The sequence below is a fragment of the Sphingopyxis sp. TUF1 genome, assembly GCF_036687315.1.
GTDB lineage: Bacteria > Pseudomonadota > Alphaproteobacteria > Sphingomonadales > Sphingomonadaceae > Sphingopyxis > Sphingopyxis kveilinensis.
In genome coordinates this window covers 3,328,372-3,353,966 of sequence record NZ_CP144683.1, presented here as the reverse complement: position 1 = coordinate 3,353,966, position 25,595 = coordinate 3,328,372, and the positions used below count along the sequence as shown (strand labels likewise).

The 25,595-nt window shown below is 63.2% G+C and carries 32 protein-coding genes; 26 read left to right on the top strand and 6 right to left on the bottom strand.

From position 1 onward, the window contains the following. Positions 1-77: 77 nt before the first annotated feature. The 4 genes from VSX77_RS15770 to VSX77_RS15755 form a co-directional block, all read right to left on the bottom strand. On the bottom strand, positions 78-308 hold the full coding sequence (locus VSX77_RS15770) for a DUF2842 domain-containing protein (RefSeq protein ID WP_338425551.1): 231 nt from the start codon (positions 306-308) through the stop codon (positions 78-80). After that, positions 305-898: a 5-formyltetrahydrofolate cyclo-ligase gene (locus VSX77_RS15765; RefSeq protein ID WP_338425550.1), complete on the bottom strand. Its 594-nt coding sequence runs from the start codon at positions 896-898 to the stop codon at positions 305-307. The genes VSX77_RS15770 and VSX77_RS15765 overlap by 4 nt, the downstream gene beginning before the upstream one ends. 233 nt (positions 899-1,131) lie before the next feature. After that, on the bottom strand, positions 1,132-1,578 hold the full coding sequence (locus VSX77_RS15760) for a cell division protein ZapA (protein ID WP_338425549.1): 447 nt from the start codon (positions 1,576-1,578) through the stop codon (positions 1,132-1,134). Next, positions 1,571-1,777, bottom strand: a complete 207-nt coding sequence (locus tag VSX77_RS15755) for a hypothetical protein (RefSeq protein ID WP_338425548.1) — start codon at positions 1,775-1,777, stop codon at positions 1,571-1,573. The genes VSX77_RS15760 and VSX77_RS15755 overlap by 8 nt, the downstream gene beginning before the upstream one ends. A 156-nt stretch (positions 1,778-1,933) precedes the next feature. Here VSX77_RS15755 and tkt point away from each other — a divergent pair, with 156 nt between their 5' ends. The 6 genes from tkt to VSX77_RS15725 all read left to right on the top strand — a co-directional run bounded on the left by tkt (position 1,934) and on the right by VSX77_RS15725 (position 8,220). After that, a complete protein-coding gene (gene tkt / locus VSX77_RS15750; protein WP_338425547.1) occupies positions 1,934-3,901 on the top strand; it encodes a transketolase in 1,968 nt (655 codons plus the stop codon). Between the two features lie 36 nt (positions 3,902-3,937). Beyond that, positions 3,938-4,945, top strand: coding sequence for a type I glyceraldehyde-3-phosphate dehydrogenase (gene gap / locus VSX77_RS15745; RefSeq protein WP_338425546.1), 1,008 nt, complete (start codon positions 3,938-3,940; stop codon positions 4,943-4,945). Between the two features lie 16 nt (positions 4,946-4,961). Beyond that, positions 4,962-6,158 (top strand): phosphoglycerate kinase, encoded by a 1,197-nt coding sequence (locus tag VSX77_RS15740; protein ID WP_338425545.1) that lies wholly within the window; start codon positions 4,962-4,964, stop codon positions 6,156-6,158. Then, a complete protein-coding gene (locus tag VSX77_RS15735; protein WP_338425544.1) occupies positions 6,155-6,796 on the top strand; it encodes a TIGR02466 family protein in 642 nt (213 codons plus the stop codon). Before VSX77_RS15740 ends, VSX77_RS15735 begins: the two co-directional genes overlap by 4 nt. A gap of 109 nt (positions 6,797-6,905) precedes the next feature. Further along, on the top strand, positions 6,906-7,775 hold the full coding sequence (locus VSX77_RS15730; RefSeq protein WP_338427293.1) for a fructose bisphosphate aldolase: 870 nt from the start codon (positions 6,906-6,908) through the stop codon (positions 7,773-7,775). Then, a complete protein-coding gene (locus VSX77_RS15725) occupies positions 7,738-8,220 on the top strand; it encodes an SAM-dependent methyltransferase (protein ID WP_422397250.1) in 483 nt (160 codons plus the stop codon). The genes VSX77_RS15730 and VSX77_RS15725 overlap by 38 nt, the downstream gene beginning before the upstream one ends. A 42-nt stretch (positions 8,221-8,262) precedes the next feature. Here the strand turns inward: VSX77_RS15725 and VSX77_RS15720 are convergent, their stop codons facing one another. After that, a complete protein-coding gene (locus VSX77_RS15720; protein WP_338425542.1) occupies positions 8,263-8,661 on the bottom strand; it encodes a hypothetical protein in 399 nt (132 codons plus the stop codon). Positions 8,662-8,696: 35 nt separating this feature from the next. Here VSX77_RS15720 and thiE point away from each other — a divergent pair, with 35 nt between their 5' ends. From thiE to VSX77_RS15700, 4 genes are all read left to right on the top strand, one after another. Beyond that, complete coding sequence (gene thiE, locus VSX77_RS15715; protein ID WP_338425541.1) at positions 8,697-9,338, top strand: thiamine phosphate synthase; 642 nt, start codon at positions 8,697-8,699, stop codon at positions 9,336-9,338. A gap of 290 nt (positions 9,339-9,628) precedes the next feature. Beyond that, positions 9,629-11,587 carry an OPT family oligopeptide transporter gene (locus VSX77_RS15710; protein WP_338425540.1) on the top strand — a complete coding sequence of 653 codons (1,959 nt, stop codon included), beginning with the start codon at positions 9,629-9,631 and terminating at the stop codon, positions 11,585-11,587. A 107-nt stretch (positions 11,588-11,694) separates the two neighbouring features. After that, positions 11,695-12,258: an elongation factor P gene (efp, locus tag VSX77_RS15705; RefSeq protein ID WP_058815473.1), complete on the top strand. Its 564-nt coding sequence runs from the start codon at positions 11,695-11,697 to the stop codon at positions 12,256-12,258. Between the two features lie 98 nt (positions 12,259-12,356). Next, on the top strand, positions 12,357-13,175 hold the full coding sequence (locus VSX77_RS15700) for an inositol monophosphatase family protein (protein ID WP_338425539.1): 819 nt from the start codon (positions 12,357-12,359) through the stop codon (positions 13,173-13,175). Between the two features lie 124 nt (positions 13,176-13,299). Here VSX77_RS15700 and VSX77_RS15695 read toward each other — a convergent pair whose 3' ends face one another. Further along, positions 13,300-13,782: a YbjN domain-containing protein gene (locus VSX77_RS15695; protein WP_338425538.1), complete on the bottom strand. Its 483-nt coding sequence runs from the start codon at positions 13,780-13,782 to the stop codon at positions 13,300-13,302. Positions 13,783-14,010: 228 nt separating this feature from the next. Between VSX77_RS15695 and VSX77_RS15690 the strand changes: the two genes are divergently transcribed. From VSX77_RS15690 to nuoK, 16 genes are read left to right on the top strand one after another with little or no spacing between them, the layout of a single operon-like run. Further along, positions 14,011-14,385 (top strand): NADH-quinone oxidoreductase subunit A, encoded by a 375-nt coding sequence (locus tag VSX77_RS15690; RefSeq protein WP_338425537.1) that lies wholly within the window; start codon positions 14,011-14,013, stop codon positions 14,383-14,385. Next, positions 14,382-14,966 (top strand): NuoB/complex I 20 kDa subunit family protein, encoded by a 585-nt coding sequence (locus VSX77_RS15685; RefSeq protein WP_338425536.1) that lies wholly within the window; start codon positions 14,382-14,384, stop codon positions 14,964-14,966. The genes VSX77_RS15690 and VSX77_RS15685 overlap by 4 nt, the downstream gene beginning before the upstream one ends. Beyond that, positions 14,966-15,862, top strand: coding sequence for an NADH-quinone oxidoreductase subunit C (locus VSX77_RS15680; RefSeq protein WP_338425535.1), 897 nt, complete (start codon positions 14,966-14,968; stop codon positions 15,860-15,862). Before VSX77_RS15685 ends, VSX77_RS15680 begins: the two co-directional genes overlap by 1 nt. Positions 15,863-15,897: 35 nt before the next feature. Further along, complete coding sequence (locus VSX77_RS15675; protein WP_338427292.1) at positions 15,898-17,115, top strand: NADH-quinone oxidoreductase subunit D; 1,218 nt, start codon at positions 15,898-15,900, stop codon at positions 17,113-17,115. Then, positions 17,112-17,480 (top strand): cupin domain-containing protein, encoded by a 369-nt coding sequence (locus tag VSX77_RS15670; protein WP_338425534.1) that lies wholly within the window; start codon positions 17,112-17,114, stop codon positions 17,478-17,480. The genes VSX77_RS15675 and VSX77_RS15670 overlap by 4 nt, the downstream gene beginning before the upstream one ends. Then, entirely contained in the window at positions 17,480-18,148 is a 669-nt protein-coding gene (locus tag VSX77_RS15665; protein ID WP_338425533.1) for a complex I 24 kDa subunit family protein, read from the top strand. Before VSX77_RS15670 ends, VSX77_RS15665 begins: the two co-directional genes overlap by 1 nt. Further along, positions 18,148-18,492 (top strand): hypothetical protein, encoded by a 345-nt coding sequence (locus VSX77_RS15660; protein WP_338425532.1) that lies wholly within the window; start codon positions 18,148-18,150, stop codon positions 18,490-18,492. Before VSX77_RS15665 ends, VSX77_RS15660 begins: the two co-directional genes overlap by 1 nt. Further along, positions 18,492-19,784: an NADH-quinone oxidoreductase subunit NuoF gene (gene nuoF, locus VSX77_RS15655; protein ID WP_338425531.1), complete on the top strand. Its 1,293-nt coding sequence runs from the start codon at positions 18,492-18,494 to the stop codon at positions 19,782-19,784. The genes VSX77_RS15660 and nuoF overlap by 1 nt, the downstream gene beginning before the upstream one ends. After that, positions 19,781-20,470, top strand: a complete 690-nt coding sequence (locus VSX77_RS15650) for a hypothetical protein (protein WP_338425530.1) — start codon at positions 19,781-19,783, stop codon at positions 20,468-20,470. The genes nuoF and VSX77_RS15650 overlap by 4 nt, the downstream gene beginning before the upstream one ends. Positions 20,471-20,476: 6 nt before the next feature. Beyond that, complete coding sequence (nuoG, locus tag VSX77_RS15645) at positions 20,477-22,504, top strand: NADH-quinone oxidoreductase subunit NuoG (RefSeq protein WP_338425529.1); 2,028 nt, start codon at positions 20,477-20,479, stop codon at positions 22,502-22,504. After that, a complete protein-coding gene (locus VSX77_RS15640) occupies positions 22,501-22,641 on the top strand; it encodes a hypothetical protein (RefSeq protein ID WP_156420603.1) in 141 nt (46 codons plus the stop codon). The genes nuoG and VSX77_RS15640 overlap by 4 nt, the downstream gene beginning before the upstream one ends. Continuing rightward, positions 22,638-23,684, top strand: coding sequence for an NADH-quinone oxidoreductase subunit NuoH (nuoH, locus tag VSX77_RS15635; RefSeq protein WP_338425528.1), 1,047 nt, complete (start codon positions 22,638-22,640; stop codon positions 23,682-23,684). The genes VSX77_RS15640 and nuoH overlap by 4 nt, the downstream gene beginning before the upstream one ends. After that, the gene (locus tag VSX77_RS15630) at positions 23,681-24,127 is read left to right on the top strand and encodes a hypothetical protein (protein WP_338425527.1); all 447 of its coding nucleotides are present in this window, start codon (positions 23,681-23,683) and stop codon (positions 24,125-24,127) included. The genes nuoH and VSX77_RS15630 overlap by 4 nt, the downstream gene beginning before the upstream one ends. Beyond that, positions 24,124-24,612 (top strand): NADH-quinone oxidoreductase subunit NuoI, encoded by a 489-nt coding sequence (nuoI, locus tag VSX77_RS15625; protein ID WP_137869810.1) that lies wholly within the window; start codon positions 24,124-24,126, stop codon positions 24,610-24,612. Before VSX77_RS15630 ends, nuoI begins: the two co-directional genes overlap by 4 nt. A 12-nt stretch (positions 24,613-24,624) precedes the next feature. Continuing rightward, positions 24,625-25,236 carry an NADH-quinone oxidoreductase subunit J gene (locus tag VSX77_RS15620; protein ID WP_338425526.1) on the top strand — a complete coding sequence of 204 codons (612 nt, stop codon included), beginning with the start codon at positions 24,625-24,627 and terminating at the stop codon, positions 25,234-25,236. Further along, positions 25,233-25,538 (top strand): NADH-quinone oxidoreductase subunit NuoK, encoded by a 306-nt coding sequence (gene nuoK, locus VSX77_RS15615; RefSeq protein WP_003051614.1) that lies wholly within the window; start codon positions 25,233-25,235, stop codon positions 25,536-25,538. The genes VSX77_RS15620 and nuoK overlap by 4 nt, the downstream gene beginning before the upstream one ends. Positions 25,539-25,595: the final 57 nt, after the last annotated feature.

Genomic DNA, 25,595 nt, shown 5'->3' with positions numbered 1-25,595 from the left:
CCTGTCTTTCGGGACGGAATGGCCACCGCAGCTTGGGACCATTCCCTCATCGGAATAGTCTGGATTGGCGCCGCTCCTTAGCGGCGCCAAGTCCCCAGTTCCATCCAGCGCAGCAGCGGCTTCAGCGGCGCAATCCAGATAATTCCTGCGACGAGATAGAAGATCGCCTGCACCAGCGCCGGCCAATCGCCGACCCACGGCGACAGGCTGACGATGATGGCGGTCCAGCCGACGATAAGCGCCAGGATCAGGAACATCCCCGCGGGCTTGCGCCAGCTGGGCTGAGGATTGGAAGGCTGGTCGTTCACAGGCGGTCTCCGCAAAGGATCAATTCTTGTTCGGTGAGGATCGCGTCGAGCGCGATGTCGGTCGATTCGCGCGGACACTCGTCGATTTCCTGCACCGACCAGCCGATCCCGATTCGCAGGGCAGCGGGATGCGCGGCGAAATAGCGATCATAATGGCCGCCACCCTGACCGAGACGGCCGCCCTGCCGGTCAAACACCACAAGCGGGCAGAAAATGACATGCGGCTGTGCCGGAGGAGCGGCGCCGTCCGGTTGCTGCGTCCCCCATGGTCCTTTCACGAGCGATTCGCCCGGTCGCCAGCGGCGAAAATCCATTTCGGCGACGCGGCCCGCGTGATGCGGCAACGCCAGCGCGCCCGCCGCGGCCAGATCGGCGAACATCGGCAGCACATCGGGCTCGTCGCCAAGCGCGACATAGGCGCCAACGACGGCATGGTCGGCCAGGCGCTCGACCAGCGGTGCGGGCAGCGCCCGAAAAGCGGCGAACTGTGCCATCCCGTCGAGGTTGGCGGCGAAATGCCGCCGCCGGAAGCGCAGCCGTTCGCGCAGTTTCTGCTTTTGCTGGGCCAGATCGGCGGACAAGTCGGTCATCGCCTTTCCCTTAAAACTGGGATCCGGACTGGCTCAATCGGTTGGCGGGACCGCCGAGGTCGTTTGCTGGAAACTCCTCTGACGCCAGTAACGTCAGGTGGGAACCATGTACGTCGGACCAAGGTCCGGGCAGGGACAGCTCCCTAGGATGATGTATCGCCTCAGGGATTTTCGCAAAAGCTCGTGCCGGGCAGTGCCCGCCACCCCCTATGTAGGAGCGCGCGCGGCTTTGCTCAAGGGAGTTGCTCGACCTTCGTCGCGAGTGTTTCGATCCGGTCGGCGATTTGCAGCAGCGCACGGCTGTGCGAGGGGTTGGCCGCCGCAGGGGCGGTGCTCGCAGCGTCGCGCGCGGACTGAAGCTCCTTAAGTGCCGCCTGTTCGCGTGCGATCGCGGCCTTGAGTTCGTCGCGTGCCGCCGCTTCGCGGCTTTCGGCGAGCGCAACCGCTGCGCGGAGCGAGTCCGACTGCGGCTCGGCCTTTTCAGCCTTGCCGCGCGCTTCCTGCGCCTCGTCGGCGAGCATCAGCGCGGCGAACAGCAGTTGGCGAACCTCGGTCCCGCCGGGCATCGACCGCACCTTTTCATCGACGACCGATGCCAGGTGGATCAGCTGCGGTTCCTCGCCGTCGGCGCAATGCACGTCATAGGGGCGGCCCGCGATCGTCAGCTTGACGTCAGCCATGTTCGGCCTCCGCAATCAACCGGTCGAGTTCGCCGATGACCGCCGCGACCTCGGCCTTCAGCGCCGACTGGTCGGTGGCGGGCGCGGCGACGGCGGGCGCGGGGCGGTTCGCGCGATCGGCCAGCGCCTTTTCGATGCGGCTCAGCGCACGCTCGATACGCCCGATGGCCAGGTTGGATTCGTCGAGATCGAGTTCCATGCCCAAGGGTTAGCAGCGCCGGGGGAGGGGTGCAATCGCCTCGCCGCGCGGAAATGCACGCGAATTTGTGCCGCGGGCGGTTGACTCCTTGCCCCGTCACCGCAAAGGGCTGTCCCACCGAATCCGGCCACCCATATATCCTTTCCCGGGGGACTCATGACAATGCCCGAACGTCAGCTCGCCAACGCGATCCGCGCGCTTGCGATGGACGCCGTACAGGCCGCCAACAGCGGCCACCCGGGAATGCCGATGGGCATGGCCGACGTCGCCACCGTACTCTATTCGGACTATCTGAAATTCGATCCGAGCGACCCTAAATGGGCCGACCGCGACCGGTTCGTGCTGTCGGCGGGGCATGGATCGATGCTCGCCTATGCGACGCTGCACCTTGCGGGCTATGCGCGGCCGACGATCGAGGACATCCGCAATTTCCGTCAGCTGCATAGTCCGTGCGCCGGGCATCCAGAGAACTTTGAGCTCGAGGGCGTCGAAACGACCACCGGCCCGCTGGGGCAGGGGCTGGCCACCGCGGTCGGCATGGCGATTGCCGAGCGGCATCTGAACGCGCTCTATAGCGATGACCTCGTCGATCACCGCACCTGGGTGATCGCGGGCGACGGCTGCCTGATGGAAGGCATCAACCACGAAGCCATCGGGCTTGCCGGTCACCTTGGCCTCGGGCGCCTGACCGTGTTGTGGGACGACAACAAGATCACGATCGATGGATCGACCGACCTGTCGACGAGCGAGGACATCGCTGCGCGCTACGCCGCGACGGGCTGGCACGTCGAAAGCTGCGACGGTCATGATCCCGCCGACATTCGCCGCGCGATCGACTCAGCGCTCGCCGATCCGCGCCCGTCGCTGATCGCGTGCCGGACGATCATCGGTTTCGGCGCACCGAACAAACAGGGCACGTCGGCGACGCACGGCGCGCCGCTGGGCGCCGACGAAATTGCGGCGGCGCGAACCGAGCTCGGCTGGACGGCCGAACCCTTCGTGATCCCCGCGGATATAGCATCGGCGTGGGCGGCCTTTGGCGAAAAGGGCAAAACGCTTCATGCCCAGTGGAATTATCGCCTTGCAAGCAGCGCAAAGAAAAAGGAATTTCAAGATCGCTTGAGCGGTAAGGTCGTTCCCGGCGATGCTTTCAAAGCCTATCTCGACGGGCTTGTCGCCGAACCGCCGAAGGTTGCGACGCGCAAAGCGTCGGAGAATACGCTCGGTGCGCTCACCGCCGATATTGCGGCGCTGGTGGGCGGCAGCGCCGATCTGACGGGTTCGAACAACACCAAAACATCATCGACCAAGCCGCTGACTAAAAGCGACTATTCGGGACGCTATATCTATTACGGCATCCGCGAATTCGGTATGGCCGCGGCGATGAATGGCATGGCGCTGCACGGCGGTATCGTCCCCTATGGCGGCACTTTCCTTGTGTTCGCCGATTATTGTCGCGCCGCGATCCGTCTGTCGGCGCTGCAACGTCAGCGCGTCGTCTATGTGATGACGCACGACAGTATTGGGCTGGGTGAAGACGGCCCGACGCACCAGCCGATCGAGCATCTCCAGTCGCTGCGTGCGATGCCCAACCTGCTCGTCATGCGCCCCGCCGATGCGGTCGAAACCGCCGAATGCTGGGCGTTGGCGCTGGCGCAGACCGATCGGCCGTCGCTGCTCGCGCTGACTCGGCAGAACCTCCCGCCGCTGCGCCATGACGTCGCGGAAAATCTTTGTTCCAAAGGCGGTTACCGCCTTCGCGGGGCGTCGGCGTCGCGCAAGGTCGTGCTGGTTGCGACGGGTTCCGAAGTTTCGCTGGCGATGGACGTCGCCGCCAAGCTCGAAGCGGCCGGTCATGGCGCCGATGTCGTTTCGATGGTGTCGACCGAATTGTTCGACGAACAGGACGCCGCCTATCAGGAAAATATCCTGCCCGCCGACACGCTGATCGTTTCGATCGAGGCGGGCACGACTTTCGGCTGGGAACGCTACACGGGCCGCAACGGCCTGCGCTTCGGCATCGACAGTTTCGGCGCATCGGCACCGATCGAAGACCTATTCAAACATTTCGGCCTTACCGCCGATGCTATCACCCCCCAGATATTGGCACGGCTGAGCAAGTAAAGACCGGCCGACCATTCGCAGAAAGGACAGTTCGACATGGCAGTGAAAGTCGCAATCAACGGTTTCGGACGCATCGGCCGCAATGTGGCGCGTGCCATCCTCGAACGCACCGACCATGACCTCGAACTGGTGTCGATCAACGATCTGGCCGACGCCAAGGCGAACGCCCGCCTGTTCCAGCGCGATTCGGTCCATGGCCCTTTCAACGGCAGTGTCGAAGTCGACGGCAGCGACCTGATCGTCAACGGCAAGCGCATCCAGGTGACCGCCGAACGCGATCCCGCCAAGCTGCCCCACGCCGCCAACGGCATCGACATCGCGCTGGAATGCACGGGCTTTTTCACCGACCGCAAGGGCGGCCAGGCGCATCTCGACGCCGGCGCCAAGCGCGTCCTGATTTCGGCCCCTGCCAAGGAAGTCGACCTGACCGTCGTCTATGGTGTCAACCATGACAAGATCGGCGCCGAGCATGTGATCGTGTCGAACGCATCGTGCACCACCAACTGCCTCGCGCCGATGGCCAAGGTGCTGCACGAGAAGATCGGCATCGAGCGCGGCCTGATGACGACGATCCACGCCTACACCAACGATCAGAAGATCCTCGACCAGATCCACTCGGACCCGCGCCGCGCGCGCGCCGCCGCTATGTCGATGATCCCGACCAGCACCGGTGCGGCGGTTGCCGTTGGCCTCGTCCTGCCCGAACTCAAGGGCAAGCTCGACGGTTCGTCGATCCGCGTCCCGACCCCCAATGTCTCGGTCGTCGACCTGACCTTTATGCCGCTTCGCGAAACGACCGCGGAAGAGGTCAACAAGCTGCTGAAGGAAGCCGCCGAAGGCGAACTCAAGGGTGTGCTCGGTTTCACCGACGAGCCGCTGGTCTCGATCGATTTCAACCATGACGCGCACAGCTCGACGATCGACAGCCTCGAAACCGCCGTCATCGACGGCAAGCTGGTGCGCGTGCTCAGCTGGTACGACAATGAATGGGGCTTCTCGAACCGCATGATCGACACCGCGGGCGTGATGGCCAAGTTCCTCTGAGCCGAAGGAAGCAGCGATGACCGCGTTCAAGACCCTCGACGACATCGGCGACATCACCGGCAAGAAAGTGCTCGTGCGCGTCGACCTGAATGTCCCGATGATCGACGGCGCGGTCGGCGACAAGACGCGGATCGAGGCGGCGATGCCGACGATCCGCGAATTGTCCGACAAAGGCGCAATCGTGTTGCTTCTCGCGCATTTTGGACGGCCGAAGGGGGCGAAGAATCCGACCCAGTCGCTGAGCCTTGTTATGGCCGGGGTCGAGGATGTGCTGGGCCATTCGGTGATGTTCATTCCCGAAGCCGTCGGCGAGGGCGCGAAGGCCGGCGCCGCGGTGCTCGCGCCGGGCGATGTCGCGGTGCTCGAAAACACGCGCTTTTATCCCGGCGAAGAAAAAAATGATCCGGCTTTTGCCGACGCCTTGGCCGAGATCGGCGACCTGTACGTCAATGACGCTTTTTCAGCCGCGCACCGTGCGCATGGGTCGACCGAAGGCATCGCCCGGCGGCTTCCCGCCTATGCAGGCCGCGCGATGGAGGCCGAACTGAAGGCGCTCGACGCCGCGCTCGGCAATCCGGTGCAGCCGGTCGCCGCGGTCGTCGGCGGCGCCAAGGTGTCGAGCAAGATCGACGTGCTCAAGAACCTCGTCGGCAAGGTGGATCATCTGATCATCGGCGGCGGCATGGCGAACACTTTTCTCGCGGCGCGCGGGGTCAATGTCGGCAAGTCGCTGTGCGAACATGAGCTGGTCGGCACCGCCAACGCAATCTTTGACGCCGCCGAAGCCGCGGGCTGCACGATCCATCTGCCCTATGACGTCGTGGTCGCAAAAGAGTTTGCGCCGAACGCGCCGACGCGCACGGTCAATGTCCACGAGGTTGCCGCCGACGAGATGATCCTCGACGTCGGGCCCGCTGCGGTGGAGGCACTCGCGGACGTGCTCAAAAATTGCCGGACGCTGGTGTGGAACGGTCCGCTCGGCGCATTCGAGACGCCGCCCTTCGACACCGCGACCGTCGCGCTGGCCAAGACCGCGGCGGCGCTGACCCGCGAAGGCTCGTTGACGTCGGTCGCGGGCGGCGGCGATACCGTCGCGGCCCTCAATCACGCCGGCGTCGCGACCGATTTCACCTTTGTCTCGACCGCCGGCGGCGCGTTCCTCGAATGGATGGAAGGCAAGCCGCTGCCGGGCGTGGAGGCGCTGCTGCAATGAGCGCGCAGGTGGTAGGCCTCTTCGACACGCCCGTCGTGGTCGATGAATTGCCGGACGCCGCCATGGTAAACGCTGCACTCAAGCCACTCATCCTCGCGCGCCGCTCCCAATCACCGGGGGTGACGATTTCGAACATCGGCGGCTGGCAGTCCGAACATGACGTCGCGGAGTGGGGCGGCGAGCCCGTGCAATATCTACTCCGTCATATCTTCGCACTCGCCGACGCACATTGCGTGGACATTGTCTCTCCGGGCGCGCCGCGCCATCAATGGGCGACCGATATCTGGGTCAATGTGTCGCCGCCCGCCGCGTCGAACCAGATGCACACGCATCCAGGCGCCTATTGGTCGGCGGTTTATTATGTCGATGACGGGTCGGAACAGGGAGACGGAGCGATCGGTGGCGAACTGGTGATCGAAGATCCGCGCATGCCGACGGTGCTGATGACTATGCCCAACCTTCGCCTGCGGAGCGCCAACGGATCCGTCCACGAACCGCAGCTCAAGATGAAGGTGCGCAGTGGCCGGATTATCATGTTCCCCTCGTGGCTTAGCCACGGCGTCGTCCCGCATCAGGGTGAACGCGACCGTATTTCGATTGCCATCAATCTGCTCGCCATACCGCGAAGCCCCGTCTGAAGGCCTCGCAAAAAGGCCGCGCATTGCATCCTAACCGAAGGGCAGCTATGCGCGCCGCAACATACGTATGCAAACAACCGGAGACGTTATGACGACCGCCAATGCCGCCATGCTGGACCAGATCAAATCGGGGCAGGGCTTTATCGCCGCGCTCGACCAGAGCGGCGGGTCTACGCCCAAGGCATTGAAGGGTTATGGCATCGAAGCCGACGCTTTCTCGAACGACGAGGAAATGTTCGCGCTGATCCACGATATGCGCAGCCGCATCGTCACCGCGCCCTGTTTCAATGGCGAGAAGGTGATTGGCGCGATCCTGTTCGAGCGGACGATGGATGGCGAGGCGGGCGGCAAGCCGGTGCCAGCGCTGTTATGGGAACGCGGCGTCGTGCCGTTCCTGAAGGTTGACAAGGGGCTGGAAGACGAAGCTGATGGCGTGCAGCTGATGAAGGCCAATCCGGGTCTCGACGACCTGTGCGCGCGCGCAGTCGCCAAGGGCGTGTTCGGCACCAAGATGCGCAGCGTCGTAAACCTGGCCAATCCCGTCGGTATCAGGGCGATCGTCGATCAGCAGTTCGCCGAAGCCGCGCGCATCGCGGCGCACGGCCTGGTTCCGATCATCGAGCCCGAAGTGAATATCAAGAGCGCCGAACGCGACGCGGCGGATCGCCTGCTTTTGAAAGAATTGCTCGCCGCGCTCGACGCATGGACCGGTGCGCCGGTGATGCTGAAACTGTCGCTTCCCACCGAGGCTGGCCTGTTCCAGCCGCTCGTCGATCATCCCAAGGTGCTGCGCGTGGTCGCACTGTCGGGCGGCTTTGCACGTCCCGAAGCGTGCGCCGAACTGGCCAAGAACCCGGGCATCATCGCAAGCTTCAGCCGTGCGCTGCTGGAAGATTTGCGCCACCAGATGAGCGACGACGAATTCAACGATTCGCTCGGCGGTGCGATCGACGAAATTCACACAGCTTCTGTGGCCTGACTCGCGGGTGGCGGTGGCTTTATCGCCCCGTCTGCGCGCCATCGTCGACGCCTTGCCGCTTGCGCCTGGTATGCGCGTGATCGAAATTGGCTGCGGACCTGGAGCCGCCGCGCGCGCGGTGGTCGCGCGGATCGGCAACGGGCATGTGTTGGCGATTGACCGTTCGGCGAGAGCGATCGCGCAGGCGGAAAACGGATCGGTGCCGGAAATTGCTGCGGGTCGCCTGTCGTTTCGGGCGGTCGCGGTGGAGGATTTTCAGCTTTTGCCGGGTGAGCCGCATTATGACCTGGCGTTTGCAGTGCGTGTCGGTGCCCTCGATGGGCGTCATCCCGCGGCATACGAACCCGCGCTGGCGCGGGTGCGGGCAGCGCTGCGGCCGGGCGGCCGACTGTTTATCGACGGCGGTCACCCGCTGCGCGAAATCGCGCTGAAAGATCAGGCCTGACCTATATCGCCGTCCTGAACCTTCAATCGGACGTCGACAGGGTCAGAGGCCGCCCGCGAAGCGGAACGAGAAACGATAATCCGCTGGTTTCAGCGTGACGTCAGTGCGCCTTTCGGGGCGCACCGATTCGAGCGTGAACTGGCCGTCGGCGAGCGGCGTCGGTTCGCCGAGCGTGACGTCGAACGTCTGTTTTTCTCCATTGCCCCGGTGCCACAGCATTTTCACCCGGGCGCGCCCGGCCCAAACGCAGCGCGCGTTCATAGGACAGCGGCTGTCCTCGACGATGGCGACCGGCTCGACGATCGGTCCATCGACATAGGCTTTCTGGCCGAGCGCGACGTTGCTGCCGTCGGGCAGCGGGGCGTCGGCCGTCGTTGCGCACGCCGAAAGCAGGAGTGCGAAGGGAAGGGCAAGCGCCGCACGATGTATGATCTTCTGCATTTGCCCGCGTCTGGCGGCATCGCTATGAACGCGCGATGACCACCGTGCCGATCTGCCAACTCTACCTGATCTCACCGCTCGACGTTGGTGGCGATTTTCCCGCGCGACTGGAGGAGGCGTTGGCCGCCGGCCCGGTCGCAGCCTTTCAGTTCCGCGTCAAGGGGCTGAGCCAGCACGAGGCGGCGCGGCTCGCCGAGCCGCTGCAGGCGATCTGCGCTACGCATGACGTAGCTTTCATCGTCAACGACGATGTTGCGCTGGCGAAGCGCCTGAGCGCCGACGGAGTGCATCTTGGGCAGGGCGACGGCGATCCCAAAGAAGCGCGCCGCATTCTCGGTCCCGACATCCAGATCGGTGTTACCTGCCACGCGAGCCGGCATCTGGCGATGGAAGCAGGCGAGGCGGGCGCAGATTATGTAGCGTTCGGCGCCTTTTTTTCGACGACGACCAAAGCGGTCGAGCATCACGCCGACCCCGAAATCCTGACCTGGTGGCAGAGCATGTTCGAGCTGCCCTGCGTGGCGATCGGCGGCATCACGGTTGATAATGCGTCTGCGCTGATCGATGCGGGCGCCGATTTTCTAGCCGTGTCGGGTGGTGTGTGGGCGCATCCCGATGGGCCTGCAGCGGCGGTGAAGGCTTTTGGCGCATTGCTGGCCGATCAGTCCGCCGGATGATCGCGATCCCGCTTTTTCAGGGGCGGAGCTGATGGCACCGCATCCTTGCGCCAGCCGAACAGGCCGGCGCAAGGTGCCGGACCGCGCGGCGGTACGGCGCCGCTGCCGCGTGGGCGGGGCGTAACATCGCTAAGATCGATATTTGTCATGCGAGACGCTATGCCACGACCAAGTGCTTCCATATTGGATCGATACGTCAAATCGGCTTCGATTCGTCGCTTTTCGGCCAGCTCAAATTGGGCCTTGCATAAGACGCGGCGGATCGCGAGACAGCGGGCGGGGAGATATAGATGACCGACATCACCACGGCCGCCGGGCGCGGACGCGAACTGACGATCCGCGCGATCATTCTTGGCGGCGTGCTGACGCTGATGTTCACCGCCGCGAACGTCTATCTGGGGCTGAAAGTCGGACTGACCTTTGCCACTTCGATTCCCGCCGCGGTGATTTCGATGGCGCTGCTGCGCTATATGGCCGGATCGACGATCCTGGAGAATAATATCGTCCAGACGATCGCGAGCGCGGCGGGAACGCTGGCGGCGATCATCTTCGTGCTGCCGGGATTGGTGATGGTCGGTTACTGGCAGGGTTTCCCGCTGCTAGAAACGACCGCAATTACGATGCTCGGCGGCATATTGGGGGTGCTTTTCTCCGTCCCGCTGCGCCGCGCGCTCGTCGTCGATTCGGATCTTCCCTATCCTGAAGGCCGCGCTGCCGCCGAGGTGTTGCAGGTCGGCGCCGCGAGCGCCGAGGGCGCCGCCGAGAACAAGGCGGGGCTGTCGGCCTTGCTGTGGAATTCGATCGTCGCGGCGGGCTTTACGCTGCTGACCCAGATGAAACTCGCCGGGGCCGAAGTCGCGCGCTGGTTCGCGGTCGGCAGCGGCGCGACCGGGATCGCGGGCGGGCTGGCGTTTGCATTGTTCGGGGTCGGGCATCTGGTCGGACTGTCAGTCGGCATGGCGCAGCTTGTCGGGCTGGTAACCGGCTGGTGGATTCTGCTGCCGATTCTGACCCAGGGCGGTGCGGGCGATCCCGAAACGCTGGCGAACACGGTGTTCCGCGCCGACGTGCGCTTCTTTGGCGCCGGCGTGATCGCGGTCGCGGCGATCTGGACGCTGATCAGCATCGCCGCGCCGGTGGTCGGCGGCATCCGGTCGGCGATGGCGGCCAGCCGCGCACGGCAAGGCGGCGCAGCGATGGCGATCGAAGAACAGGATATGTCGATTTCGTGGGTGTTCGGCGGGTCGCTGGCGCTGATGCTGCCGATCGGGTGGCTGCTTTGGTCGGAACTGGCGGGCGGTCCGCTCGCGGCCTCATCGATGGTGCTCGTTGCGGGCGCCATCCTGTTCATCATCGTCGTCGGGCTGATGATAGCGTCGGTGACCGGCTATATGGCGGGGTTGATCGGCGCGTCCAATTCACCGGTGTCGGGGATTGGCATCCTCGCGATTATCGCCTCGTCGCTGTTGCTGCTGGGCCTGCTCGGCCGCGGCGGGGGCGAAGCCGAAGTCAGCGCGATGGTCGCCTATGCGCTGATCGTCACGGGGCTGGTTTTCGGCATCGCGACGATCTCGAACGACAATCTCCAGGATCTGAAAACTGGCCAACTGGTCGGAGCGACGCCGTGGAAACAGCAGGTCGCGCTGATCATCGGTGTAATCTTTGGCTCGCTCATCGTCCCGCCGGTACTCAATGTGCTTAACGAAACGGTCGGCTTCGTTGGAGCCCCCGGCGCCGGGCCGAACGCGCTCGCGGCGCCGCAGGCGGGGCTGATCTCGTCGCTGGCGCAGGGGGTGCTCGGCGGCGATCTCAACTGGACGATGCTCGGATATGGCGCGCTTGCGGGGGTTGGCTTCATCATCGTCGACACGTTGCTGGGGCGCGCGGGCAAGCTGCGGCTCCCGCCTTTGGCCATCGGCATCGGCATCTATCTGCCGATGGCGGTGATCCTGCCGGTGGTGATCGGTGCGGTCGGCGGCTGGTTTTACGATCGCTGGGCGGCGAAGCGCCCGAACGCAGGCTTTGCACATCGTATGGGCGTGCTGACCGCCACCGGCATGATCGTCGGCGAAAGCTTGTTCGGGGTGCTGTACGCCGGGATCGTCGCCGGCAGCGGCAGCGATGCTCCGCTGGCGGTGGTAGGTGACGGCTATGCGCCGTTCGCGCCATGGGTCGGGCTGATTCTGTTCGTCGGGCTCGTCTGGCTCAGCTATCGGCGGACCCGCGCGATGGTTGTCACGACGGCCTGACACGCGGCTTGCCCTTCGCCGTTCGCGCGGTTAAAGGCGCGCTCCTGTGTCCGGCATATGCAAGATGCCGGCGGCTCTTTCTATTCTTGTCCAAGTGAGTGTGCGCGATGAAGATCACCGGCGTTGAAATCCGTCCCGGCAATATTATCGAATATGAAGGCGGTATCTGGAAGGTCACCAAGATCCAGCACACCCAGCCGGGCAAGGGCGGCGCCTATATGCAGGTCGAGGCCAAGAATCTGATCGACGGGCGCAAGCTCAACAATCGTTTCCGCAGCGCCGACACGGTGGAAAAGGTCCGCCTCGACACCAAGGATTTCCAGTTCCTCTATGCCGAGGGCGACGATTTGGTGTTCATGGACAAGGATACGTTCGAACAGATCAACATTTCGAAGGATGTCGTCGGCGAAGCGCATGAGTTTCTGCAGGACGGCATGGATGTCGTGCTCGAACTTTGGGAAGAACGCCCGATCTCGGTCGAACTCCCCGAAACGATCGAAGCGACGATCGTCGAGGCCGACGCGGTGGTGAAGGGCCAGACCGCCTCATCGTCGTACAAGCCCGCGATCCTCGACAATGGCGTGCGCGTGATGGTGCCGCCGCACATTACCAGCGGGACCAAGATCGTCGTGCATGTGTACGACCGCGAATATGTGCGCCGCGCAGACTAAATAACGTCGCCCCCGCGAAGGCGGGGGCCGCTGTCGGCGTAGCGCAAGGTTGTTTGCGGCCCCCGCCTTCGCGGGGGCGACGCGTTGGAGATCGAACAATGGCCGTATCCGGCATCATCACCGTCATGGAACGCGCCGCGCGCAAGGCCGGCACCAAGCTGCGCCGCGACTTCGGCGAGATCGAGCATTTGCAGGTGTCGCAGAAAGGCCCTGCGGACTTTGTGTCAAAGGCCGATCAGGCCGCCGAGCGCACCCTCTATGACGAACTGACCCACGCGCGCCCCGGCTGGGGTTTCCTGATGGAAGAGGCCGGCGAGATCGAGGGCGAGCCGGGCAAGCCGCGCTTCATCATCGACCCCCTCGATGGCACGTCGAACTTCCTTCACGCGATCCCGCATTTCGCGATCTCGATCGCGGTGCAGGAGCCCAAGCTCGGCGGCGGCTGGGGCGACGTCACCGCGGCGCTGATCTATCAGCCCGTCACCGACGAAAGCTATTGGGCCGAGCGCGGCCGCGGTGCCTGGCTGCACGACCGGCGTCTGCGCGTCGCGTCGCGTCGCCACCTCAACGAATGCCTTATTTCAACGGGCATTCCGTACATGGGCCATGGCAATATGGCGCAGTGGAGCCGCATTTTTGGCGCCGTCGCCCCCGAAGTCGCCGGAATCCGTCGCTTCGGCGCCGCCAGCCTCGACCTCGCATGGGTCGCGGCGGGGCGGTACGACGGCTTCTGGGAAAGCAACCTGCAAGTGTGGGACGTTGCGGCGGGGATGCTGCTGGTACGCGAAGCCGGCGGTTTCGTCAGCGATTTCCGCGGCGGCGACCGCGCGATCGAGCGCAGCGAATATATCGCGGGCAGCGCTGCGGTGCATTCGAAGCTGCAGAAGCTGGTTGCGGGCGCGCTGCGCAACGCTTGACCGGAGCGGCATTCCTTACATGGTCATGCCGGACTTGATCCGGCGTCCATGCCAGCGGCGTTGTCATGGACCCCGGATCAAGTCCGGGGTGACGAAATGGGAGGGGCCCTGGTTTTGAGTGAGCTCACTTTTCGAAAACATACTCCCGAAAACTGTCCATCAGCGACGCCCATGTGTTGAAGGTCTCGCCGACATTTTCGCGCGGGATGCCCGCAAAATCCAGGTCGACGTCCATTTCGAGCACCGGGTCGCCCGCATCGTCTTTGTAAGCCCGCGCGAAACGCTTTTCCTTGTTCCACCGGTTGAGCTGATCGAGGGTGACATTTTTCGCATCGCTGAAACCCAGATAATATTGCAGCGTCTTGCAACGCTTCCCTTCGTCGCAGTTCATGAACAGCACGAGGAACTTCAGGCCGTTGCGATTGCTCTCGATATAGGGATCGTCGCCTTCGTTCGCGACGATCGTCGCGGGCCACCCCTGCGATTCGACGACCGCCTTGATCGTTTCGGGATTGGTGGCGTTGATAAGTTCGGCGCGGGCCGGGGCGGCCGTAAGCAAGGTTGCGGCACTCAGCGCAAGGATGGTGCGGGCGGCGATTGGCTTCATAATAGCTCCCGTAACGGATGTGGCGCCTGAAAGGCGATGCTCTGCGACCCGTTTTGCTGGCGTATCACAGCGACAGGCCCGTTCGCCAGCGTGCAATGGCGCGCTGGTCACGCAAGATACGAAAATCCTGCCCGCAGTGCTTGCGACACGCGGCGCGCTGGCCTAAAGCGCCCCCGATAACCGGGTGCACGCCACCCCAAAAATTGCACAATGGAACTGCGAGCTCCCATGGTCGATCTGACTCAGTATCTGCCGATCCTGATATTCCTGGTCATCGCGGTCGGGTTGTCGGCGGCCTTCGTCTTCCTGCCGATGGGCGTCGCGCGTCTGACCGGCGCGCACAAGCCCGACCCCGCGAAGCTCAGCGAATATGAATGCGGCTTTCCGGCGTTCGAGGACGCGCGCAGCCAGTTCGACGTGCGATTCTATCTGGTCGCCATCCTCTTCATCATCTTCGACCTTGAAGCAGCGTTTCTCTTTCCCTGGGCGGTGAGCCTTGAGGAGATCGGCTGGGCCGGCTGGGCTACGATGATGGTTTTTCTTGCCGAGCTAGCGATCGGCCTTGTTTATGCATGGAAGAAAGGGGCGTTGGACTGGGAATGACCCGCTCGCCGATCATCACCGACACGCGGGGGCTGACCCCCGAAGGCGTGGCTCCGGGCCTTCATCTTCCCGAAGCAACGTTGCCCGACCAGAGCTATTTCGACGATCTCAACAGCGAGATTGGCGACAAGGGCTTCCTCGTCACATCGACCGAGGATCTTTTCAACTGGGCGCGCACCGGCTCGCTCTGGTGGATGACCTTTGGCCTCGCGTGCTGCGCGGTCGAGATGATCCACGTCAATATGCCGCGCTACGACATGGAGCGCTTCGGCGTCGCGCCGCGCGCATCCCCGCGCCAGTCGGACGTGATGATCGTCGCAGGAACGCTGTGCAACAAGATGGCCCCCGCGCTGCGCCGCGTGTACGACCAGATGTCGAATCCCAAATATGTCATCTCGATGGGCAGCTGCGCCAATGGCGGCGGCTATTATCACTATAGCTATTCGGTGGTGCGCGGCTGCGACCGCATCGTGCCCGTCGACATCTATGTCCCCGGCTGCCCGCCGACCGCCGAGGCGCTGCTGTACGGCGTGATGCAGTTGCAGCGGAAAATCCGCCGCACCGGGACGATCGAACGCTGATGGCCAGCCCTGCTCCCCTCGTCGCCCCGCGTGCGGACCTTGCCGCTGCGCTCAAAAAGCTGCTCGGCGACGATCTTCTCGCGCACGTCTTCACCGTGGGTGAGGACAGCATCACCGTGCGCCGCGACGCGATCGCCGGGGTGATGATCGCGCTGCGCGACAATCTCGATTACCAGCAGCTCATGGAAATCGCCGGGGTCGACTATCCCGGCCGGCCTGAGCGGTTCGAGGTTGTCTATCACCTGCTGAGCGTCACCAAAAACCATCGCCTTCGCGTGCGCGTATCGACCGACGAAGCGACGCCCGTGCCGAGCATCGTGCCCGTCTGGCCAGTCGCGGGCTGGCTCGAGCGCGAAGTGTTCGACATGTACGGCGTGCTGTTCGCGGGCAACCCCGACCTCCGCCGCATCCTGACCGACTATGGCTTTCAGGGGCATCCGCAGCGCAAGGACTTCCCGCTGACCGGCTATATCGAGCTGCGGTATAGCGAAGAAGACAAGCGCGTCGTCTACGAGCCCGTGAAGCTCGCGCAGGATTTCCGAAACTTCGATTTCCTGTCCCCTTGGGAAGGCGCCGACTATGTGCTTCCGGGCGACGAAAAGGCCGGCGGGACGGGCGAAGCGCCGGGCAAGGGGGCGCCGACGCCGCTGACCGCCGCTGAGGTCAAGAAGGCGGACGAAGCAAAGGCTCCGCCGCCGCCCACCCCCAAGACGACCGAAAAGCCGGCCGAAACCGGGGCAGGGGCGAAAACGAACCTCAAGGCCGCGAAGACGAGCCGCGACGGCGCCAAGGCAACCGCGGCGGCGAAGGCCAAGACCCCGGCGACGAAGGCCGCGGAAAAGGCTCCGGCCAAGCCGCGCGCGCCGCGCAAGCCCAAAGCAGGAGGTGACGCATGACCGACGCTCCTCAGGTCAAGCACCACGGCAGCGACATGTTCGAAGGCTATCCGGTCGATACCGCGAACACGGCCGGCGATCAGGCCGTCACCAACTACACGATCAACTTCGGCCCGCAGCACCCCGCGGCGCACGGCGTGCTGCGCATGGTGATGGAGCTCGATGGCGAGATCATCGAGCGCGTCGATCCGCACGTCGGCCTGCTCCACCGCGGCACCGAGAAACTGATCGAGTATAAGACCTATTTGCAGGCGCTGCCCTATTTCGACCGGCTCGACTATTGCTCGCCGCTCGGGATGGAGCACTCTTACGTGCTTGCCATCGAAAAGCTGCTCGATCTCGAAGTTCCGGCGCGCGCGCAATATCTGCGTACCTTGTTTGCCGAGCTGACGCGCATCTGCAACCATATGCTCAACATCGGCGCGCATGTCATGGACGTCGGTGCGATGACGCCGAACCTGTGGGTGTTCGAGCTGCGCGAGGATTGCCTCAATTTCTTCGAACGCGCCTCGGGTGCGCGGATGCACAGCGCTTATTTCCGTCCCGGCGGCGTCCATCAGGACGTGCCCGAAAAGCTGCTCGTCGACATTGGCGAGTGGATCGACGGGCGTCTGCCCAAGCTCTTCGGCGACGCGATGAGCCTCGTCATCGACAACCGCATCTTCAAGCAGCGCAACGTCGATATCGCGACGGTGAGCAAGGAAGACGCGCTGGCGTGGGGCTTCTCGGGCCCGATGATCCGCGGCAGCGGCATCGCATGGGATCTGCGCAAGTCGCAGCCCTATGATGCCTATGCGGCGATGGAGTTCGACATCCCCGTCGGCACGCGCGGCGACTGCTATGACCGCTTCATGGTGCGCGTCGAGGAAGTCTATCAGTCGGCAAAGATCATCAAGCAATGCCTGCGCGACATGCCCACCGGCCCGATCGCCAGCCTCGACCGCAAGGTCGTCCCGCCGAAGCGTGGCGAGATGAAGCAGTCGATGGAATCGCTGATCCATCACTTCAAGCTCTACACCGAGGGCTTCCACGTCCCCGCGGGCGAAGTCTATGTCGCGACCGAAAGCCCGAAGGGCGAATTCGGCGTCTATCTGGTCAGTGACGGCACGAACAAGCCGTACCGCTGCAAGATTCGCCCGACGGCGTTTTCGCACCTTCAGGCGATGGATTTTATGTGCAAGGGCCACATGCTCGCCGACACCACGGCGATCATCGGCGCGATCGATGTCGTGTTCGGGGAGTGCGATCGGTGAGCGCGCCCGTCGTCGTCAATCTGGCGGAAAAGCTCGCGACCTTTGACGAGCATTGGAAGCCGCACATCATCGGCCATTATAACGGCAACGAGATCCGCGTCGCCAAGATCGGCGGCGATTTCACCTGGCACGCGCATCCCGAGACCGATGAGATGTTTCTGGTGATAAAGGGCGCGATGGGCATCGAGTTTCGCGACGGCATTCGCCACTTCGGCGCCGGGGAGATGGTGGTCGTGCCGAAAGGCGTCGAGCACCGGCCTTTCGCGGCCGAGGAGTGCCACATCCTGTTTCTCGATCGCGAAGGCGAACCCAACACCGGCGACACGCCGTCGCATCGCACCCGTGCGAAACTGGAATCAATCTGATGGCTGACGCACCCCAAATTCCCGACGAGGCCGAAACCCGCGCGCGCTGGGGCGCGTTTGCGTGGACGGCGGAGAATGCCGAAAAAGCAAAGCAGGTGATCGCGCGCTATCCCGCGGGGCGCCAGCGCTCGGCGGTGATGCCGCTGCTCGACCTCGCGCAGCGCCAGGTCGGCGCCGAGACGCAGACGCAGGGCTGGCTGCCCGTACCGGTGATCGAATATGTCGCAGCCCAGCTCGATATGCCCTTCATCCGCGCCTATGAGGTCGCGACCTTTTACACCATGTACAATCTCGTCCCCGTCGGCCGCTATCATGTGCAGGTCTGCGGCACGACGCCTTGCCTGCTGCGCGGGGCGGACGATGTGATGGCGGCATGCAAGAATCGCGGCATGACGAAGGGCAAGACGACGCCCGACGGTCTGTTCACGCTCACCGAGGTCGAGTGCATGGGCACCTGCACCAACGCGCCGATGGTGCAGATCAATGACGATAATTACGAAGACCTCGATTACGACAGCATGACGCGCATCCTCGACGAACTCGCGGCGGGCAAGCAGCCCAAGGCGGGCACGCAGAACCCGCAGCGGCACACGAGCGAGCCCGAGGGCGGACCGACGACGCTCGTGGCGATGGTCGAGGCCAATTACGACTATCGGAAGGAGTGGTGATGAAAAAACTGCCCTCCGTCTTTGGGTGCGTCGATAGCGCTTTTGAATTCGTCACGCCACAAGGGTTTCAATTTACGCCGTTCGGCAAAATTGGCCCTGCCTACATCGGTACAGCATCACAACTGTCAAAATTTGCACGAGGTGTGACCGCGTTCTGTTGTGTAGCGACGGTCCTGCTCTTGGTTTTCATAGGCACGGCAATCTGGGCAAGGGTCAGCCATCATCCCATGCGTTTTTCTGCGCTTGGACTTTCCCTTGCGACTTTCATTCCGTGGCTTGCAGCATACGGAAGCTGGGCCTTCATTGCGCCGAAGTCCGCGCATCTGATTAGGGTGGCACGTTGATGGCTCTCCACGACAAAGACCGCATTTTCACCAATCTCTACGGCTTCCAGCCGTGGACCCTCAAGTCTGCGCAGGCGCGCGGCGATTGGGATAATACCAAGGATCTGATGAAGCGCGGCCAGGACGCGATCATCGAGGAGATCAAGGCGTCGGGCCTCCGCGGCCGCGGCGGCGCAGGCTTTCCGACGGGGCTCAAATGGAGCTTCATGCCGAAGGAGCCGCGCGCCGACCGCCCGAGCTTTCTCGTCATCAACGCCGACGAATCCGAGCCCGGCTCATGCAAGGACCGCGAGATCATCCGCCACGATCCGCACAAGCTGATCGAAGGTGCGCTGATCGCGGGCTACGCGATGCGCGCGCGCGCCGCGTACATCTATATCCGCGGCGAATTCATCCGCGAGGCAGAGACGTTGTTCGCCGCGGTGCAGGAAGCGTATGCCGCCGGACTGCTCGGCAAGAATGCGTCGAAGTCGGGCTATGATTTCGACGTCTTCGTCCACCGCGGCGCCGGCGCCTATATCTGCGGCGAGGAAACCGCGATGATCGAAAGCCTCGAAGGCAAGAAGGGTCAGCCGCGCCTGAAACCGCCGTTCCCGGCGGGTGCGGGCCTCTATGGCTGCCCGACGACGGTGAACAATGTCGAGAGCATCGCGGTCGTCCCGACGATCCTGCGCCGCGGCGCGCCGTGGTTCGCGAGCTTTGGGCGCGAGAATAACAAGGGCACCAAGCTCTTCCAGATCAGCGGTCATGTGAACAAGCCGTGTGTGGTCGAAGAGGAGATGGGCATCACCTTCCGCGAACTGATCGACACGCATTGCGGCGGCATTCGCGGCGGCTGGGACAATCTGCTCGCGGTGATCCCCGGCGGTTCGTCGGTTCCGCTGGTTCCCGCGGCCGAAATCATGGACGCGCCGATGGACTTCGACGGGCTGAAGGCTGTCGGATCGGGGCTCGGCACTGCTGCCGCGATCGTGATGGACAAGTCGACCGACGTTGTTCAGGCGATCAGCCGCATCAGCTATTTCTACAAGCATGAAAGCTGCGGCCAGTGCACCCCGTGCCGCGAAGGCACCGGCTGGATGTGGCGCGTGATGGAGCGGCTGCGCACCGGCGACGCCGACATCAGCGAAATCGACACGCTGTACGACGTGACCAAGCAGGTCGAAGGCCACACCATCTGCGCGCTCGGCGACGCGGCGGCGTGGCCGATCCAGGGCCTGATAAAACACTTCCGCCCCGAAATCGAACGCCGCATCCGCGAGAATGGCGGTGCGCTGGAGGCAGCCGAATGACAAGTTGGAAATGTCATGTCTTTCTGATTGCGGCTGGTTTTTTAGCGGCGGCTTCGCCCGCTAGGGCCGAGCCGGAATCGGGAAGCCGAATTGATCGGTCTCCGAAGGCAGTACGGAACTTTCCGAACGATCCCGAGAACGCCGGTCGTATAGTCCTGAACCAATATTCGCGTTGTTATGCAGCCAGTAATAGCACAAAAGCTGCAGCGGCTCTTTCGCTGCCGTATTTGAGTGACGAACAGGGCGCAGCGGTCAGGAACCTCAACCGTAAGCTGGCGGATTGTTTGGGATTTGCAGTGCAGAGGATCAGCTTTTCTGCGCCAGCCATGGTCGGCGGGATGGCTGAAGAATTTGTGCTTAACACTTACGGTGATGCAAACTTGCCGCGGGTGGCCACACTTACCGAAGACGCGATGTTCGCTTCAAGCTTCAAACCGCGCAATGATGGCGAGGATTTCGCGCAGTGTGTTGCGCGCAGCGATCCCAAGGGCGCCTATGCAATCTTGAACACGAAGGTTGGAAGCGAGACCGAATCTGCTGCGGTAAAGGCTTTGGTTCCCGTCTTGGGATCCTGCCTGACTGCCGGTTCCAACATCAACCTCAATACTGACACGGTTCGGTTCATTTCGGCCGTCGGCCTCTACCGGATATTATCCGGCCTAGCTGCAGCGGATCCGGGAAAGTAACGCATTATGCCTAAAGTTACCGTAGATGGCGTAGAAATCGACGTTCCGCAGGGTGCGACCGTCTTGCAGGCGTGCGAGATGGCAGGGAAGGAAATTCCGCGCTTCTGCTACCACGAACGCCTGTCGATCGCTGGCAATTGCCGCATGTGCCTCGTCGAAGTGTCGCCGGGCCCGCCAAAGCCGCAGGCGTCGTGCGCGCTGCCGACGGCCGAAGGGCAGGTGATCAAGACCGACAGCCCGATGGTGAAGAAGGCGCGCGAAGGGGTGATGGAGTTCCTGCTCATCAACCACCCGCTCGACTGTCCGATCTGCGATCAGGGCGGCGAATGCGACCTGCAGGACCAGAGCATCGCCTATGGCCGCGGCGCGACGCGCTTCGAAGAAAACAAGCGCGCGGTCACCGAGAAATATATGGGCCCGATCGTCAAGACGGTGATGACCCGCTGCATTCAGTGTACGCGCTGCGTCCGCTTTGCCGAAGAAGTCGCGGGCGTGGAAGACATCGGCGCGATCTATCGCGGCGAGAATATGCAGATCACCTCCTATCTGGAACATGCGGTTGCGAGCGAGCTGTCGGGCAATATTGTTGATCTCTGCCCGGTGGGCGCGCTGACCAGCAAACCCTATGCGTTCGAGGCGCGGCCGTGGGAACTCACCAAGACGCTCGGCATCGACATGATGGACGCGGTCGGCACCAACGTCCGTATCGACAGTCGCGGGCGGCAGGTGCTGCGCGTGCTGCCGCGTGTCAACGACGATGTAAACGAGGAATGGGCGAGCGACAAGACGCGCCACCATGTCGACGGGCTTGTCCGCCGCCGCCTCGACCGGCCCTATGTCCGCAAGGGCGGCCAGATGGTCGAAGCGACATGGGCCGAAGCGTTTGAGGCGATCAAGGCAGTGAACGCCGGGTCGTCGGTCGCCGCGATTGCGGGCGACCTAGCCGATTGCGAGACGATGTTCGCGGCTAAGGCGCTGGTGACGGCGCTCGGCGGCAATCTGCTCGAAGGGCGCCAGACGGGCCTCGACTATGACGTCACCAGCCTGTCGGCGGTCAATTTCAACACGACGATCGCCGAAGCCGAGAACGCCGATGTGATCCTGCTCGTCGGCACGAACCTGCGCTGGGAAGCGCCGCTGATCAACACGCGCGTCCGCAAGGCGGTGTGGAAAAAGGGCGCGAAGGTCTTTGCGATCGGCCCCGAAACCGACCTCACCTACAAGACCGAGTGGCTCGGCGACGATGCCTCGCTCGTCGCGAAGCTGCCCGCGCATGTGCTCGACGCGCTGAAGGGCGCCGAGCGGCCGATGCTGATCTTCGGCGGCGGCGCCTTGTCGGTGCCCGGCGTTCACGGCGCGGGCCTCGCGCTCGCCAAGGCAGTGAACGCGGTCAAGGACGGCTGGAACGGCTTTAACGTCGTGCATTTCTCGGCCGCGCGCATGGGGTCGCTGATGCTCGGTTACGGACTGCCCGGCGGGATCAAGGATGTGATCGCGGCGAAACCGAAGCTCGCTTTTTTCCTCGGCGCCGACGAGGTCGATTTTGCGGCGCTGCCCGATACGTTCAAAGTCTATGTCGGCCATCATGGCGACAAGGGTGCGCACGCCGGCGACGTCATCCTGCCCGCCGCCGCGTGGACCGAAAAGGACTTCACCACGGTCAACACCGAGGGTCGCGTCCAGCGCAGCGAGAAAGCCGTGTTCGCGCCGGGCGACGCGCGCGAAGACTGGAGCATTTTCCGGGCTTTGGCCGATGCACTTGGCGTGAATGTCGGGTTCGACAGCTTCGACGAGTGCCGCGCGGCGATGATCGCGGCGGTGCCCGCGCTCGGCGTCGAAGGCCTTGCCGATTTTGGCTGGCCAAAGGACTTTAAGGGCTTGCCGAAGCTTCCCACAAAGCCCGACGCGCGTGCGATCCCGTCGCCGATCAAGGATTTCTACCTCACCAACGCCATCTGCCGCGCGTCGCCGACGATGCAGCGCTGCTCGGAAGAGTTGATCCATGGCGCGGACTTTGCGGAGGCGGCCGAATGACCCCGGTACATGCGATCGCGTCCATCCTGTTCGTCGGGATGGGCTATTCGGTCTGGCGGGGTTTCAACCCCAAGGGCAAGTCGGACAAGCCCGGCCCGCATAACGGCTGGCGCAACCAGGACGGCACGAAGAAATGACCGAGACCTTCATTTCCTGGGGCATGGACCCGAACTGGGCGTGGGGTGTCGCAACAATTTGCGGCATCCTGCTCATCGCGCTGCCGCTGATGCTCGCGGTCGCGATGATCATCTATGCCGACCGCAAGATCTGGGCGGCGATCGCGCTGCGCCGAGGCCCGAACGTCGTTGGTCCTTTCGGGCTGCTGCAATCGTTCGCCGACGGTTTGAAGGTGTTTCTGCAGGAAACGATCATCCCGACTTCGGCCAACCGCGGGCTGTTCCTGATCGCGCCGATCATTACGTTCACGGTGGCGCTGCTCGCCTGGGCAGTGATCCCGTTCAATTCGGGCGCGGTGCTCGCGGACATCAACGTCGGGCTGCTCTACATCCTCGCGATCTCGTCGCTCGGTGTTTACGGCGTGATCCTGTCAGGCTGGGCTTCGAACTCGAAATATCCCTTCTTTTCGGCGCTCCGTGCGTCGGCGCAGATGATCTCTTATGAAGTCTCGATCGGCTTCATCCTGATCGGCGTCGTGCTGTTCGCCGACAGCTTCAACATGAACGAGATCGTCAAGGCGCAGCAGGGTCACGGGCTCGGCATCGTCAACGCCTTCGGCTTCAACCTGTTGCTGTTTCCGCTCGCAGTGATGTTCCTGATCTCGTCGCTAGCCGAAACCGCGCGCGCGCCGTTCGACCTGACCGAAGCGGAAAGCGAACTCGTCGCGGGGTATCAGACCGAATATTCGTCGATGAGCTTCGCGCTCTTCTGGCTCGGCGAATATGCCAACGTCCTTCTGATGTGCACGCTCAACGCGGTGCTCTTCTGGGGCGGCTGGTTGCCCCCGGTCGACTGGGCGCCGCTCTATGCCGTCCCCGGCATCATCTGGCTGTTCGCGAAGATATTGTTCTTCTTCTTCTTCTTCAGCTGGGTGAAGGCGACCGTTCCGCGCTATCGCTACGACCAGCTGATGCGGCTGGGCTGGAAAATCTTCCTGCCGATCTCGCTCTTCTGGGTATTCCTGATCTCCGGCTATCTGATGCTGACGAGGTATGGGGCATGATGAGCGCCGTTCTCATGGCGATGACGCCACCGCCGCCAATACCGCCCCGGCCAATCGTTTCCCGCAGCACGTCGTGTGACATGAATGCGGAAGATGGCGCGCGCACGAAACTGGCAATAGAACTCGAAGCCGTGCCGATTATGGTGAATGGCCGGGAAGAATCCGTTTATCGTTGGACGATTTCCGGCGATGATGAGCGTTACCCGTCCCCACAGGAACAACATCTCCGTCGTGACTATGAAAATGTCTGGCTAAGTTATTCCACGAAGACGGTCACGAGACACGCAATGAATTATACCTACCGTCTCCACTATGACGACCGAAATAGGACGGCCCCTGAATGGGGATATCTTATCGTCGAGCGCTGGCCAGTCGGCCACCATCCGGTGGAAGCCAGGGCCATCGGCCTCTGCAAGTTCAAGCAAAGCGAGACTGTACAGTGAGCACCATTGCCCACCTGATCAAAAGCTTCACCTTGTGGGAGTTTGTGAAGGCGCACGCCCTCACGCTCAAATATTTCTTCAAGCCGAAGGCGACGATCAACTATCCGTTCGAGAAGAACCCGCTGAGTCCTCGTTTCCGCGGTGAACATGCGCTGCGCCGTTATCCGAACGGCGAGGAACGCTGCATCGCGTGCAAGCTCTGCGAAGCAGTGTGCCCGGCGCAGGCGATCACGATCGAAGCCGAACCCCGCGACGATGGTTCGCGCCGCACGACGCGCTATGACATCGATATGACGAAATGCATCTATTGCGGCTTTTGCCAGGAAGCGTGCCCGGTCGATGCGATCGTCGAGGGGCCGAACTTCGAATTCGCGACCGAAACGCGCGAGGAACTGCTCTATGACAAGGCCAAGCTGCTCGCCAACGGCGACAAATGGGAACGCGCGATTGCGGCCAACCTTGCCGCCGACGCGCCCTATCGATAAGGGCGCGCGCACATGATTCAGCTTATCGCCTTTTACCTTTTTGCGACGATCGTCATCGCGTCCGGCGCAATGGTGATTTTCGCGCGTAACCCGGTCCACAGCGTGATGTGGCTGATCCTTGCCTTCTTCAACGCGGCGGGGCTGATGCTGCTCGCGGGGGCGGAGTTCATCGCGATGCTGCTCGTCATTGTTTATGTCGGCGCGGTCGCGGTGCTGTTCCTGTTCGTCGTGATGATGCTCGACATCGATTTCGCCGAGCTGCGCGCGGGTTTCGTGCGCTATCTGCCGCTCGGCGCGCTTGTCGCGATCATCCTCGCGGCCGAACTGGTGTTCGCGGTCGGCGCGTGGAGCGCCGGCGGGGTCGATCTGGCCGCGCGCGCTGCGCCCGTCGTCAGCGACAAAAGCAATATCCAGCAGATCGGCGAGCTGCTCTACACGAAATATATCTTCCTGTTCGAAGCGGCGGGCATCGTCCTGCTCGTCGCGATGATCGGCGCGATCGTGCTGACGCATCGCCAGCGGGGCGGGGTGCGCGCGCAGAATATTTCGCAGCAGGTGCGCCGTCGTCCGGAGGATGCGACGCGCCTTGTCGATCCGGGAACCGGGCAGGGGGTTGAGCTGTGATTTCGGTCGGCCATTATCTCGCCGTTTCGGCGGTGCTGTTCACGCTCGGCGTGCTCGGCATCTTTATCAACCGCAAGAATATCATCGTCATCCTGATGGCGATCGAGCTCATTCTGCTGGCGGTGAACATCAACCTCGTCGCGTTCAGCGCCGCGCTGGGCGACCTCGTGGGGCAGGTGTTCTCTATGTTCGTGCTGACCGTTGCCGCCGGCGAAGCGGCGATCGGGCTGGCCATTCTCGTGATCTATTTCCGCGGCCGCGGCACCATTGCCGTCGACGATGCTAACCGGATGAAGGGGTAAGCCGGTGATCAACACCATCCTCGTCATCCCAGCGAAAGCTGGGATCGCCCGCGCGGC

Excerpts from the sequence above, each read along its gene's own strand:
- VSX77_RS15760 (WP_338425549.1), bottom strand. The coding sequence starts at position 1,578 with ATGGCTGACGTCAAGCTGACGATCGCGGGCCGCCCCTATGACGTGCAT.
- VSX77_RS15730 (WP_338427293.1), top strand. The coding sequence starts at position 6,906 with ATGCTGGACCAGATCAAATCGGGGCAGGGCTTTATCGCCGCGCTCGAC.
- VSX77_RS15710 (WP_338425540.1), top strand. The coding sequence starts at position 9,629 with ATGACCGACATCACCACGGCCGCCGGGCGCGGACGCGAACTGACGATC.
- VSX77_RS15720 (WP_338425542.1), bottom strand. The coding sequence starts at position 8,661 with ATGCAGAAGATCATACATCGTGCGGCGCTTGCCCTTCCCTTCGCACTC.
- VSX77_RS15630 (WP_338425527.1), top strand. The coding sequence starts at position 23,681 with ATGATGAGCGCCGTTCTCATGGCGATGACGCCACCGCCGCCAATACCG.
- VSX77_RS15735 (WP_338425544.1), top strand. The coding sequence starts at position 6,155 with ATGAGCGCGCAGGTGGTAGGCCTCTTCGACACGCCCGTCGTGGTCGAT.
- VSX77_RS15620 (WP_338425526.1), top strand. The coding sequence starts at position 24,625 with ATGATTCAGCTTATCGCCTTTTACCTTTTTGCGACGATCGTCATCGCG.
- VSX77_RS15690 (WP_338425537.1), top strand. The coding sequence starts at position 14,011 with ATGGTCGATCTGACTCAGTATCTGCCGATCCTGATATTCCTGGTCATC.
- VSX77_RS15765 (WP_338425550.1), bottom strand. The coding sequence starts at position 898 with ATGACCGACTTGTCCGCCGATCTGGCCCAGCAAAAGCAGAAACTGCGC.
- VSX77_RS15650 (WP_338425530.1), top strand. The coding sequence starts at position 19,781 with ATGACAAGTTGGAAATGTCATGTCTTTCTGATTGCGGCTGGTTTTTTA.
- nuoH (WP_338425528.1), top strand. The coding sequence starts at position 22,638 with ATGACCGAGACCTTCATTTCCTGGGGCATGGACCCGAACTGGGCGTGG.
- VSX77_RS15700 (WP_338425539.1), top strand. The coding sequence starts at position 12,357 with ATGGCCGTATCCGGCATCATCACCGTCATGGAACGCGCCGCGCGCAAG.
- VSX77_RS15680 (WP_338425535.1), top strand. The coding sequence starts at position 14,966 with ATGGCCAGCCCTGCTCCCCTCGTCGCCCCGCGTGCGGACCTTGCCGCT.
- thiE (WP_338425541.1), top strand. The coding sequence starts at position 8,697 with ATGACCACCGTGCCGATCTGCCAACTCTACCTGATCTCACCGCTCGAC.
- nuoF (WP_338425531.1), top strand. The coding sequence starts at position 18,492 with ATGGCTCTCCACGACAAAGACCGCATTTTCACCAATCTCTACGGCTTC.
- nuoG (WP_338425529.1), top strand. The coding sequence starts at position 20,477 with ATGCCTAAAGTTACCGTAGATGGCGTAGAAATCGACGTTCCGCAGGGT.
- tkt (WP_338425547.1), top strand. The coding sequence starts at position 1,934 with ATGACAATGCCCGAACGTCAGCTCGCCAACGCGATCCGCGCGCTTGCG.
- VSX77_RS15665 (WP_338425533.1), top strand. The coding sequence starts at position 17,480 with ATGGCTGACGCACCCCAAATTCCCGACGAGGCCGAAACCCGCGCGCGC.
- VSX77_RS15740 (WP_338425545.1), top strand. The coding sequence starts at position 4,962 with ATGACCGCGTTCAAGACCCTCGACGACATCGGCGACATCACCGGCAAG.
- VSX77_RS15755 (WP_338425548.1), bottom strand. The coding sequence starts at position 1,777 with ATGGAACTCGATCTCGACGAATCCAACCTGGCCATCGGGCGTATCGAG.
- efp (WP_058815473.1), top strand. The coding sequence starts at position 11,695 with ATGAAGATCACCGGCGTTGAAATCCGTCCCGGCAATATTATCGAATAT.
- VSX77_RS15685 (WP_338425536.1), top strand. The coding sequence starts at position 14,382 with ATGACCCGCTCGCCGATCATCACCGACACGCGGGGGCTGACCCCCGAA.
- VSX77_RS15640 (WP_156420603.1), top strand. The coding sequence starts at position 22,501 with ATGACCCCGGTACATGCGATCGCGTCCATCCTGTTCGTCGGGATGGGC.
- gap (WP_338425546.1), top strand. The coding sequence starts at position 3,938 with ATGGCAGTGAAAGTCGCAATCAACGGTTTCGGACGCATCGGCCGCAAT.
- VSX77_RS15660 (WP_338425532.1), top strand. The coding sequence starts at position 18,148 with ATGAAAAAACTGCCCTCCGTCTTTGGGTGCGTCGATAGCGCTTTTGAA.
- VSX77_RS15695 (WP_338425538.1), bottom strand. The coding sequence starts at position 13,782 with ATGAAGCCAATCGCCGCCCGCACCATCCTTGCGCTGAGTGCCGCAACC.
- VSX77_RS15675 (WP_338427292.1), top strand. The coding sequence starts at position 15,898 with ATGTTCGAAGGCTATCCGGTCGATACCGCGAACACGGCCGGCGATCAG.